The organism is Pseudomonas haemolytica, from assembly GCF_009659625.1.
In the GTDB taxonomy this organism is placed as follows: domain Bacteria; phylum Pseudomonadota; class Gammaproteobacteria; order Pseudomonadales; family Pseudomonadaceae; genus Aquipseudomonas; species Aquipseudomonas haemolytica.
In genome coordinates this window covers 152,288-164,151 of the sequence record NZ_VOIW01000008.1, presented here as the reverse complement: position 1 = coordinate 164,151, position 11,864 = coordinate 152,288, and the positions used below count along the sequence as shown (strand labels likewise).

Annotated in this window: 11 protein-coding genes and 1 pseudogene; 4 read left to right on the top strand and 8 right to left on the bottom strand. The window is 54.2% G+C overall.

Going from position 1 to position 11,864, the window contains the following annotated elements; genetic code table 11:
• The 5 genes from FRT59_RS24555 to FRT59_RS24535 all read right to left on the bottom strand — a co-directional run bounded on the left by FRT59_RS24555 (position 1) and on the right by FRT59_RS24535 (position 5,657).
• Positions 1-1,104, bottom strand: a complete 1,104-nt coding sequence (locus FRT59_RS24555; RefSeq protein ID WP_153872614.1) for a restriction endonuclease subunit S — start codon at positions 1,102-1,104, stop codon at positions 1-3.
• Positions 1,101-2,615, bottom strand: a complete 1,515-nt coding sequence (locus FRT59_RS24550; RefSeq protein ID WP_153872613.1) for a type I restriction-modification system subunit M — start codon at positions 2,613-2,615, stop codon at positions 1,101-1,103. Before FRT59_RS24550 ends, FRT59_RS24555 begins: the two co-directional genes overlap by 4 nt.
• Positions 2,608-2,787 carry a hypothetical protein gene (locus FRT59_RS24545; protein WP_233456226.1) on the bottom strand — a complete coding sequence of 60 codons (180 nt, stop codon included), beginning with the start codon at positions 2,785-2,787 and terminating at the stop codon, positions 2,608-2,610. Before FRT59_RS24545 ends, FRT59_RS24550 begins: the two co-directional genes overlap by 8 nt.
• Positions 2,784-4,283, bottom strand: a complete 1,500-nt coding sequence (locus FRT59_RS24540) for a type I restriction-modification system subunit M (protein ID WP_153872612.1) — start codon at positions 4,281-4,283, stop codon at positions 2,784-2,786. The genes FRT59_RS24545 and FRT59_RS24540 overlap by 4 nt, the downstream gene beginning before the upstream one ends.
• A 570-nt stretch (positions 4,284-4,853) precedes the next feature.
• Positions 4,854-5,657, bottom strand: a complete 804-nt coding sequence (locus FRT59_RS24535) for an HNH endonuclease (protein ID WP_153872611.1) — start codon at positions 5,655-5,657, stop codon at positions 4,854-4,856.
• Between the two features lie 530 nt (positions 5,658-6,187).
• On the opposite strand from FRT59_RS24535, the gene FRT59_RS24530 reads away from it, so the two are divergent.
• Positions 6,188-6,505 (top strand): hypothetical protein, encoded by a 318-nt coding sequence (locus tag FRT59_RS24530; protein WP_153872610.1) that lies wholly within the window; start codon positions 6,188-6,190, stop codon positions 6,503-6,505.
• 55 nt (positions 6,506-6,560) lie between these two features.
• Here FRT59_RS24530 and FRT59_RS24525 read toward each other — a convergent pair whose 3' ends face one another.
• Entirely contained in the window at positions 6,561-7,520 is a 960-nt protein-coding gene (locus FRT59_RS24525) for a DMT family transporter (RefSeq protein WP_153872609.1), read from the bottom strand.
• Between the two features lie 34 nt (positions 7,521-7,554).
• The gene (locus FRT59_RS24520) at positions 7,555-8,478 is read right to left on the bottom strand and encodes a phytanoyl-CoA dioxygenase family protein (protein ID WP_153872608.1); all 924 of its coding nucleotides are present in this window, start codon (positions 8,476-8,478) and stop codon (positions 7,555-7,557) included.
• Positions 8,479-8,893: 415 nt separating this feature from the next.
• Here FRT59_RS24520 and FRT59_RS27615 point away from each other — a divergent pair.
• The 3 genes and pseudogenes from FRT59_RS27615 to FRT59_RS24510 form a co-directional block, all read left to right on the top strand.
• Positions 8,894-8,980: pseudogene (locus tag FRT59_RS27615) on the top strand (DUF6124 family protein); the annotation flags it as partial.
• Between the two features lie 205 nt (positions 8,981-9,185).
• Positions 9,186-9,695 (top strand): hypothetical protein, encoded by a 510-nt coding sequence (locus tag FRT59_RS24515; protein WP_153872607.1) that lies wholly within the window; start codon positions 9,186-9,188, stop codon positions 9,693-9,695.
• Between the two features lie 147 nt (positions 9,696-9,842).
• Positions 9,843-11,276, top strand: a complete 1,434-nt coding sequence (locus FRT59_RS24510) for an ArnT family glycosyltransferase (RefSeq protein ID WP_153872606.1) — start codon at positions 9,843-9,845, stop codon at positions 11,274-11,276.
• A gap of 15 nt (positions 11,277-11,291) precedes the next feature.
• Here the strand turns inward: FRT59_RS24510 and FRT59_RS24505 are convergent, their stop codons facing one another.
• A complete protein-coding gene (locus tag FRT59_RS24505) occupies positions 11,292-11,780 on the bottom strand; it encodes a TIGR00645 family protein (protein ID WP_005791582.1) in 489 nt (162 codons plus the stop codon).
• Between the last annotated feature and the right edge of the window lie 84 nt (positions 11,781-11,864).

Genomic DNA, 11,864 nt, shown 5'->3' with positions numbered 1-11,864 from the left:
TTATTTATCCAGGCTTTTGGGGCTCAGCTCAGTATTAATAATGGCGCTAGCTAGTGATCTGAAAACAGCCAGCTTTTTTGACAAGGTCTTGCGAAGCGATTCAATCTCATCTAACTTATTCGATTCTTTAATTTGTGTTTCATAGCCAGGGAAGGTCCCTTTTAGAGCATGAACATTATTTCTATTCAAGGTAGGTACGGCGCTTGCTGCATCCAGCCGCTCCAGATTTATAGATTTTAAATACCAAAAAACATATTTTGGGTAATTACCCTTAAAATCCTTAACATAGAGAGTAGTATCATGCGGCCAACATGGTGAATCAAAATAATAAACGTCACCAAGCTTTCCTTTACGACCGGTAATTACAGCGTTACCCTCAAGAATGTAGCTGTCGTGATAATATGCAAATCCGGATGATGAAATAACCGGAACATCCCCCTCTGCAGCCTCTTTTTTAGTTAAGTCGTGCCCTCTCTGTAGTAAAAAAAAATCTATAAGCCTTCCGCTTCTTAGCTGACTACAATTAATACTCGCGCTTTTTATATCCATCAAAAAAGCATTCTGCAAACAAGCACTTGCATGCTCCGCACTTAACTGAAGATCCTCAACTAATGCTAGCTTGTTAAAAACAGAAATAAGAGATTTCTGTTTTGACTTTGGAGGCAAGAGGAACAGCTGCTCCTCAAGACTTTTCCATTTAATCGTTGGCGATAGCGACCCTTCAGAGATTGCCACCGCTCGGCTCATAAACAAATCAGACTGCATAAAAATTGGCAAAAAATCTGAAACTATCTTGTCCGGTTTTGCTTCGAGTACCATCGCATGGGCTGAGCAAATGCAATCCCACTCGGTTACGGCAACCTTACGTTGGTATGCTCGGCGCTTACCAAAGATAATCTGGCCTTTTTTAACCAAGAGCTTTTGCCCGGCCACATCACTGGGCACGCCATGGCGCTTGATCTTCAAACTATCCGGGTCCAAGTGCTCCAACCCCACATAGATATCCAGCTCGGTTTCGCTGGGCTCTACGCGCTTGGAAATATGCTTGGCAATTTCACCAAATTTCACCAACTGCCAGCCTTCGGGTAACTGCTGTGCTGTCATGTGTTGTTCACCTCGTACCCCAGCTCTGCGAGGCTTTTAAATAGTTTACTGGTTTGCTTTTTTAACTGAACACGACTGACTTTCCAGGCCTCGATGGCATGCCCGATATCATGCACTTCCTCATCACTGATGGCCTGCACATAAAGCGGTATCGATAAATTGTGCTGATTCGCGCGAATCGTCTCGATATCCACCAGCGCGGTAATGGCCGGCAGCTTGTCCGGTGCACAGTAGGCTTCGATCAGCACAGCCAGATCGTCATCCGAGAGTCGGCTATGGGCACGATCACGCGTGACATGCTCGACGCCATTGATAAACAGGACTTTGCCTCTGCGCTCAGTAGGCTTATTGCTGTTGAGCACCACCACGCAGGATTCCATCGGCGAGTTGTAGAACAGGTTGGAGCCAAGGCCGATCACCGCTTCGATAATATCTGACTCGATCACCTGCTTACGGATGGCCTGCTCCGAGTCGCGGAACAGCACGCCGTGGGGCCAGAGCATGGCGGCGCGGCCGATGTCGGGCTTCAGGCTTTTGATGATATGAGTGTAAAAGCCATAGTCAGCGCAGCCCTGCGGTGGCACGCCGTAAAAGTTACGGCCATAAGGATCGGCAGCGAACTTGTCGCGGTTCCATTTTTTGATGGAGTACGGCGGGTTGGCGAAGATCACATCGAACTGCTTGAGCTGGTCGTTATCGATAAACTTGGGCTCGGCCAAGGTATCACCGCGCAGCACTTCAAACTCTTCGATCTCGTGCAGGAACATGTTCATACGGGCGATGGCGGAGGTGAGCAGGTTCACTTCCTGGCCGTAGAGTTTGACGCTACGCCATTCTTTACCTTCGTCCCGCAGGTCCATCACCGCATTGAGCAGCATGCCGCCGGTACCACAGGTGGGGTCATAGGCGGTTTCACCGGGCTTGAGACCCATGATGCGGGTCATCAGGTGCACCACGGTGCGATTGGTGTAGAACTCGGCGGCGGTGTGGCCAGAGTCGTCGGCGAACTTCTTGATCAGGTATTCGTAAGCTTCGCCCAGGTCGTCCTGGGTCACCGACTTTATGCCCAAGGGGATCTTGCTGAAGTGCTGAATCAGGTCGGCCAGCAGGTGGTCGGGTAGACGCTCTTTGTTGGTCCACTGGGCATCGCCGAATACGCCGTGCAGGCGTTCGTTGTGGGTCTCGATCAGGCGCAGGGCATTCTGGATGGCTTCGCCGATGTTCTTGCTGGTATGGCGTACCTTTTCCCAGCGCGCCTCCTGGGGAATATGGAAGCGGTGAAACATGGGCATGACGGCATAGTCGGCATCGCCCTCGTTGACTTCCATGGCCTCGACATACTCTTCCAGGTAAACGTCGGACAGACGTTTATAGAACAGTAGCGGGAAGATGTACTGCTTGTAGTCGGAGGCGTCGATCTGCCCGCGAAGAAACTCGGCCGCTCCCCAAAGGAGGTCTTCGAGTTTCTTTTTGCCAAGTTGAGAGGCTTGGTTTTTCTGGTACTCAATCATTCTTACGAGTCTTGTCTGATAGCTGATGAGCAAGCTGGCTCAGGTCGGCGAGGCGTTTGTCTGCGCCGGCGGCATCTTCATGTTGGCGCTGCTGGTGAAACTGCTCGTACTGCGACTCGGCGTATTGCTTGATGAGCTGCGAGGTGTTGCTGTCCACGCTATCCGTGCTCATAGCTCAAACCCTTCCTTGATCAGCAGTTCTTCCAGCTCCTGCTCGGCCTGCTCCAGTGCGGCCAGTTTTTGCTGAAAGTCTTTCAGCGCCTCTTCGACGGTGATGGTTTCTTCTTCCAGTGGCTTTTGCACATAACGGGCAATGTTCAGGTTGAAGTCGTTTTCGGCAATTTCACCCAGCGGCACCCAGCGCGCTAAGCCTTCCAATGCTATGGCAGAGGGGCCTTGCTGATACTGCTCTAGGTAGATCTGGTAAATCTGATCCGCCTGGGCATTGCTCAGGGTGTTTTGCGCGCGGCCTTTGGTGAAAATATCCTCGGCGTTGATGATCAGTACATGGTCACGATGCTCATTAGGGCGTCGCTTGCGCAGCAGCAGGATGCAAGCCGGGATGGAGGTGCCGTAAAACAGGTTAGGGGCCACGCCGATAATGGCTTCGATGCGGTTCTCTTTGAGCAGGCTGGTGCGGATTCGGCCCTCGGCAGCGCCGCGAAACAGCACGCCATGGGGCAGCACAACCGCCATGCGCCCATTCGCATTTAGGGAGGCAAACATATGCTGCACCCAAGCGAAGTCACCGTTGGCTTTCGGGGCAAGGCCGTATGTGTTGCGGCTGTAGGCGTCCGCCGCCCACTGTTCATGTCCCCACTCGCTGAGGCTGAACGGTGGATTGGCTATTACGCAATCAAAGGTTTCGAGCCTGTCATAGTTCAGAAACTTGGGCTCACGCAGGGTATCGCCGCGAACAATCTCAAAGTCTTCCTGGCCATGCAGAAACAGGTTCATACGGGCAATGGCTTCAGTGGTCAGATTTTTTTCCTGTCCTTTGAGCTTCAGCAGTCGGGGGTCACCCGCGTTTTCTCGAACGTGGTGAATCGTCTCCAGCAACATGCCGCCCGTGCCACAAGCCGGGTCATAAACGCTTTCACCCGCTTTGGGGTCAAGAATGTTGACCATCAGCCGCACAATGGTGCGCGGGGTGTAGAACTCACCGGCTTTCTTGTTGGCTTTGTCGGCAAAGCGCTTGATCAGGTATTCGTAGGCGCGCCCCATATCGTCGTTACGAACGCTGGCAACCCTGAGATCGACTTTGTTGAAGTGGTTGAGCAGCGTGGCTAGCAGCTCATCCGGCAAGCGTTCTTTATTGGTCCAACTGGCATCGCCGAAGATGCCATGCAACTGGGTGTTGACTTGCTCTATACCTAGAAAAGCATCCTTAAGAGCCTTGCCGATATCGTGGGACTTGGCGAACACATCATCCCAGTGGCTGCCAACAGGAACCTGGATGCGATGGAAGATTTTCTCGCGCGCCAGCTCCGCGCTCCCGACCTTGGCCAGCACCTCTTCAAACTCTTCGTCATATACATCGCAGATCCGTTTGAAGAATAGGATCGGGAATATGTAGGTTTTGTAGTCGGAGGCGTCGATGGGGCCGGTGATGATGTGTGCGGCATGCCATAGGTGCGCTTCAAGGTCTTTTAATTTAATCAGGGTCATTTTTACTCGAAAAAATCTTGAGCAGCTGTTCGGGTAGCCCGCTCCGCTGGCAGGCTAGAGATGGGGCAAGTGTACTGGATATCATTGAATCGAAGGTCCGCATGTCGAAACTACGGAGGCCTTAGCGCTGTGAGGGTGGAAGCGCTTCAGCTTAGTCAAGACAATTGGCAGAGATATCGCTGAGAATCCCAACAGCCTGCGGAAACCTCTGGTACTCCAAAAGGTATTCCAGACAAATTTCTAAAAGAAAATTACCTATAAAAACCAACAAGTTAAAAATACTGTTCAACTTACCCCGGCCCACCAATTGAACGAAAAAAGACGTCTATGGACGTCTTTTTTTGTGCCTGAAGTCCAGTAAACACGGGGGAAAATAAATCCGTCTCCTTCCTCCAGCCCCATTTCCCAGTGAGATAAAAGGCTGCTACCTATACTGTACTGATCAGGAGACCGCGCAATACCTTGAGAGCCAACTTGCCGGGTACAGTAACGGCTAATGGGCCCGCCGGTAGGATGTCACTATCCAGGGTTCAGCCTTACAAAAAACCGTAGGCTGAACACAGCAGAAAACTAAGGCTCGATTACCCATCGCCCGCGCAACATGCCTTTCAGCTCATCAACGCTCAGCGTCATCTCCCGCTTGCGATGGACCACCGCGTGACAGTTGGCGCACAACGTAACGAGGTCAGTCTCAGGATTCACGGCTTTCTCACCACCAAAGTCCGAAATCGGCACTATATGGTGAACGTGAATGAACCCCCTCGCGTGCTCGCCGTACGCCTGTTCGAAATCAAAGCCACATGCTTTGCAGTCGAGCCCGTGGATAGCAATGGCCTTCACCCGCAGATCTTTCCGGCGTTCGTAACGGGTTCCAAAGTAACTTGATTTGTTGCCTTCATTGGCCGATTCAAAGGTCAATGGATCGCCTTCGATATTTGGTGTGCCCTGGTCAGCCTGGGAAGACAGGAGCTTCGCATGACTTAGGATTGCATCGTAATCCAGTTGGGAAATGGACCGAACCCCGTCACGCCAATAGTTGTTCACACGAGTAGCGGGGATCGTCTCCAAGTACGCTCCGTTAATTTTCGAGGGGATAGCGCTTTCAAACGGAGTGAAGTTTTCGATCAAAGCAAATAGGTCACCCTTATCACTCCTCTGGTCTGCGTAGACCTTACCGATGCGTGCCATACCAAAATAATGTGGATCGGCGCTGAGGCGGGCAGAAGCAAAGGTTTTGTCCTGGATGCGTCCTTTGTAATAGATCACTTCGGTTCCTTCAGCAAGCCAGGCTTGGTACCGCTTGGGGAAGTGATAGACAGCACCGGTTTCGTCTTGCCACTGCGATGTGTCGTTTTCCACGATGACTGCGGGCATTCCATTTCCTCTCGACTGATGGCAAAAGCCTACCAAAAATGAGGAAATTTCTTACAAAATATTTAAGATTTACATCCTTGCTTAACGTCATTTCCGCTCTGGTGAACTCATACCGCCGATCGTGGTGAGTATCGCCCGGTAGAGCGGTATTCCAATTGGCATTCCAGCAACAATTTAAGATTATTATTCTTTATATAAATTAATAAGATGAGAAAGCTTTTCAGCTTTCCCCGGCCCACCAATCGAGACACCAGAGAAGCCCGCCCAGTGCGGGTTTTTCTGCATCTGGATGCATCACAAGTGGTTATCAATTGACGCGAACTCTCGCAAGGTTCAGCCGTTTTTTCAGCAACACCCTCTACGGCGTCCTGCCAAACGAAAGCAATGCCCACTCCCCCGGCCCATCGTAAGCCAGACAGCCACCGCGGTCCTGAAACGAATGAGCTTCAGCCCGGCTATTGAGCGTGACAACCAATCAAACCACGGGTAACTATCATGGACCTAAGCCCCGATAAACGAGGAAACACTCAATGGACGCTTCCACACTGCAATCACTCAAGCTTGGAATCATTTCAGCCACTGGCCTCTCGAGGGATGCCCTGCATATCTATGTAGGCCTGGCATTGCTGATCGCTGCCAGCTGCATCACTCGAAAATCCCTGGGTTCCTTCAGCAGTTGGCTGGTGGTGTTGGCGGGGGCGTGCCTCATCGAGTTGTTCGATCTTATGGATGATAAGGCGAGCTTGGGGTACTGGCGGTGGGGCGCGAGTCTCCATGACATCGCCAATACACTGTTCTGGCCAACGGTGCTGGTCGTGGCCTGTCGTTTCAGGTTGATTAAATTCTGATCAACGCTGTTGTTCACCTATCGCCATACCCCGCCGCCCCCGCCAGCTCGATCACTCAAGCCTGCACCTTCACCCCTTCGCGATTACCTTGAGCCATCACCCTCACCGCAATCGAAGCACCTGCCAGCAGCCCAACGATACCCAGAACCTCAAGGCCGGTAGGCAAGCGCTGCTCGGCGATCAGCCCAAAGGCGACTGCGAATATGGTTTCCACTGAAATAAGCTGCCCGGACAGGGCCATCGGTAGCCTCTGGCTGGCAAAATTCCAGGCCCATGCGCCGCCAACGGAAGCAACACAGGCCAGCGCCGCTGCGGCAGCCAGCACCGGCAGGGTATTGCTCAAGTGCAGGTCCAGGTGTGGATAGGTGTACAGGTCCAATACCAGCCCGAACGGCACGAACACAACCACGCTCAAACCAGCGCCGACCATCATCAGGCCGGTCCATAGGCCTGCGTGTACCCTGGGGATTTTCGCCAGCATCTTCTGGTTGAGTATGCTGAACATCAGCCAGGTCAGCACCGCACCCACGGCGTAGCTGACCGCGGCCAGGTAGGAGGTCAGGTCATTGTCTAAAACCCCGACCAAGGTGCCATAGTTCGCCGCGACCAACCCGCAAACCGCCAGAATGATTGGGACAGCGAGGCTGATCCAGGTGGTGGTGCGCTCGATCATATTGCCCGCGACCGCAATGATGACCGGTGTAGCGCTCAGGAATGCCGGTGCAATGATAGCGCCGCCATTGAGCACGCTGCCCATGATGCAACCGATGTACACCGCATAGCCAAGCACGCCAAGCAGCCCGGCGTTGAGGATTGAGCGCCTGGTTAAAACGGGGTCGCCAGGCCAATAGATGCGTAGCATCACCAGGCCGATGCAGCCGGATACGATGAACCGCAGGGTGATAAAGTCAATCGGACCGAAGGCGCCCATCATGTAGGGCGACAGAAAATTAAGCGCCCAGCTGAAGGTGGCAAATACCGCAGCTGCCACTCCCAGCGCGTAGGATCTGGACATTAGCGCTCCTCAGCAGGCAATCTTTGCGGGGACATCAGATGACAGCGCCGCAATACGTGGAAGTGCGAATTTCCTCGCCGTCATTGATGTCGATAAATTGCGAACCATAGGCGGTCTGGGTCGGCCTGCCCCAGTTGACCCCCATCCCTACACCGCCGCCACTTTCAGACTCGCCTTCGAACATCGTTTTGTCCAATCGTGAACGCCAATCGAGAAAACGCATGGTCACCGCCAGGCGAGTCGCGAGCGGTCCTGGCAAGAGCGGTTCAGATCGGTGCCACATCGACTTGGTGAACAGCAGTACATCGCCCACTTCAAAATCGTCCTGGGTTTTATACGCTTCAAACAGGTCTGTGAGCAGGCTGGGCGTTTGGAACACAGCTCTCAAATGCGCGGAAAAATCCTCCACGGCAACGCCGGCAGCCATTCGTTTGGAAAGCAGGCTGGCCATCTGGAAATTCGCTTTTGCGCAGTAGATGTCTTCGGCTAAATAAGCCATGCCCCCGCGCTGGCCTGAATTGTCGATAGGATCCAACGGGATCCACACGCTGAAGGCTGCGTCCAGAGGGCGGATGTACCTGAAGCTCAGGGAATCGTAGTGCCAGGCAAAACCCTCTTTATGCGGGGTAAGCTCGAAACTCTGGGACTCGGTCATGATCAGCGGATGCCCGATTAACGTCACCAAGGCCGTCCTGAACGCGATTGAGGAATAGATGTTTTTCACCGCATCGGTTGTCCCCAAATCATAGGTCAACCGGCTGAAAGAATCCCCATAGGCAGACTTCGACTCCCGTGCGGAGATCACTTTCGAACGAGCCGCCTGCTTCAAGGATTGAATGGCGTGCTCAGATAAAAAGCCTTTGAGTTTGATAAACCCCTGGCGACGAAATGCTTCGATTTCGTCGCTGTTGAGCAAGAGGTTGTTAACAAGAGACAGGTCCTTTTCTTGGGATTGCATCAGCGTGGCCTCCTTTATGCCAGCATTTGAACTCAAGCATGCGATAAGTGGGCGCTGGTGGCTTGAACCCAGACGACTGTTTTGCGCACTGAGGCGACATTGGACGTTGTCTTGCCAGCCGGAAAGCCTAACGATAGAGGCCGCCAAGGTTGGGCATCAGAATTTTCCTGCAAAATGCCGCGCTGTCGATGAACTGGCGCACTCCAACCAACAAGCCTAGCCTTCCTCTGTCGCTGCAAAATCAGCGACCGGGTTTAGCAGCTCGGTTAATATCAAGGCCTGCAAAGCCACCATCCGTTCGAGCGATGCTTTCAGCATCCGCTGGTTCGTATCATGGCGGCTGTGCGTGGGGCACTTTCGGGTGCGCCGGGTTCCTTGATTCCTGGTCTGCTAACCCGCGTACGGTCGCCACCCTTTTCGTTTAGAAGGTGCCAACCGTCACAAGCTGCTGGCCACTCAGCAATTGGTCGTGCTGGGTGAACTGTTGGTAGAGCGAGTACTGGTTCTAACCCAAGACAGGCGGCCGAGGCGCATTCAGCGACTCGGCCTTTTGCTGTCAGCCGCCTCAGAAAACCCAGCGCGTCATCGCCACCCTTTATTTGGATTGACTGTATCAACAGCGCAGAATACGCCCGCGTAATGAATTAACCGCCCCAGCCCTCAAAAGACACAGGCGGAAGGCTTTGATGACAAGGACGAACATCGCATTGAACAAAAATTCCTATGCTTTCGTAATACCGGCCGCCATTGGCATGCTGCTGTTCATGGCGCTGATCCTGGCCTGGGTATTCATTATTTGGCCGTCTGTGCACTTCAAACCGGTGGCTGAAATAACCTGCCTGATCTCATCGCCAGTGCTGGCCATTGCCTGGATGTTGAACCTGTGGCGCATGAGAAAACCCGAATTTCTGCGCAGAAAACCAATGGAGCACTTGAAGGCTTTTCTCGGTGCGCTCATTGCGAGTGCCATGGTGATGGCCGCCCTGCTAGCAGTGCTCATTCTTCTTACAAGTACGGCGCTCAGCAGCTACGTGACCCCGTACGAATACACCCCAGGCGGCAGCCGTAGCTGCTCAGGCATCCTGATATTCGATCCGGAAGTGAACAAACAGATCAAAATCTGCCGCGCCAGCAGCCGCGGTGATCAGGGTTGGGTGCGGGTGGAAAAACGTAGCGGGCTATTCGGGATTGTTGTGACAAACACTGCGCGCCTATGACTTGCCTACGAACAAGTCAGCGTCAGGCCAGAGCCCCTCATCAATATTTCCCCATCCGTTCACTAAACGTTCAGAAACGCTGACAGATACTAGCCAACTGCAATGGCCGATCCCCCGAACGGTCCTCTTCCCCGGTAGCCAGATTCCATGACGCGTCCCGCTCCCCTGCTGCTCCTGCTCGCTGCCCTGTTGTTCTTCTTCGCCCTCGGCAACCACGAGCTGCAAGGCTCCACCGAAGCCCGGGTTTCCGGGATCGCCATGGCTATGCACTTGGACGATGACTGGGTGGTGCCGCGCCTGTTTCGCGAGCCGTTCCTGGAAAAACCGCCGCTGAGCCTGTGGCTGGATGCCGGCGCGATTCGCCTGTTTGGCGCCAGCACTGGGGCTGTGCGTTTGGCCTCGGCGTTCGCCGGATTGTTCAGCGTGATGCTGTTGTACGGGATGCTGCGCCGATTCGGGCGGCCGCAGACGCTGGCGTTCAGTGCCGCGCTGATCCTGGCGACCATGGCCAGTTACTGGGGCAATGTGCGGGGTGTGGGTGAGGATTCTTTACTCAGCCTTGGCGTGACCACTGCACTGCTGGCGTTTTACCAGGCCGTACGGCCCGAACGCGAAGGGTCCAGTGTATGGGCCTGGGCGTTGTTTACCGCTGGCATGGTCATCGCCACCCTGAGCAAAGGTGTGTTGGGCCTGGCCATGCCTGGCATCGTGATCTTTGTGTATTTGGCCAGTACCAGTCTGATGGATAAACGCCTGCGCATCGGCGACTGGCTCAAGCCGGCACTGTTCACGCTGCTGGCCTTGGTGCCGTTGCTGATCTGGCTGGGGTTTCTGTTTCAGCGCGGCGGGATGCAGGCCGTGGGTGAGGTGTTGTGGACCAATAGCGTCGGACGCTTCAGCGGCTCGTTTGTCGAAGCCGGGCATTACGAGCCCTTCTACTATTACATCGCCAAACTGCCCGAGGCGTTCCTGCCCTGGAACATCCTGGTGTACCTGGGCCTGTGGCACTTTCGCAAAAGCCTGGTGCGCAACCGTTACCGTCTGTTTTTCAGCGTGTGGCTGGTGGCGCAGTTCACCTTGCTGACGTTGGCTTCCAGCAAACGCACCGTTTACTTGATGGCGCTGACGCCAGCCGCCGCGGTACTGGCCGCCGAATATGCGCGGGTGCTGCTGGAGTGGGCCAAGGCACACAAGCCTGCGCTGTACCGTTACCACCGGCGCATCATCGCTGGGGTTTTCACCCTGGCCATGGCCTGCTACCTGATCGCAGCCTTCTGGTTCGCACCAAAAGCCGACGTGCGACAGTCCTTCGTACCGGTGATCAGTCAGATCCAGACACTGCAAGACGAAGGCAAAGCGGTGGCGATGTACCAGCCCAACGAGCGGATCGCCGGCGCCAGCGTGTTCTATCTGCAAGCCTACCTGCCGATCCTCAAGACCGAACCAGAGTTGCGCGCCTTCCTCACCGCCAAGCCCGGCAACGTTGCATTGATGGACCACACCGACCGGCTGAACGAGAAAGTCACGGTAATAAAGCAGATGGCGATCAACCGCCAGCCTTACTACTTCGTCGAGCAGTAAGGCCGGCGCGGGGCATCAGTGCTTGGTGAGCTTGTCCAGGTAGCCCATGGCGAACGCCGAGACTACGAAGGTCATGTGGATGATCACGTACCACATCAGGTGTTGCGGATCGACGTTCTTGGCGTCCATGAAGATGCGCAGCAGGTGGATCGAGGAAATCGCCACGATGGAGGCCGCCACCTTCATCTTCAGCGACGAAGAGTCCATGGTGCCCAGCCAGTTGAGCTTTTCCTTGTTTTCATCGATATCCAGCTGCGAGACGAAGTTCTCGTAGCCGGAAATCATCACCATCACCAGCAAGCCGCCGACCAGGGCCATGTCGATCAGCGACAGCAGCAGCAGGATCACTTCCGCTTCCAACATGGTGAAGATGTTGGGAATCACGTGAATGATTTCCTGGAAGAATTTCAGCGCCAGGATCAGCAAGCCCAGGGACAGCCCCAGGTAGATCGGCGCCAGCAGCCAACGCGAGGCGTACATCGTGTTTTCGATAAAGCGTTCCATTGAATCTCACACAGCTTGGCTAAAAATGGCGCCGAGTATACCAGCCGCCCCCCGGCCTCTGTCACCGTGAGAAAACTGACCCAA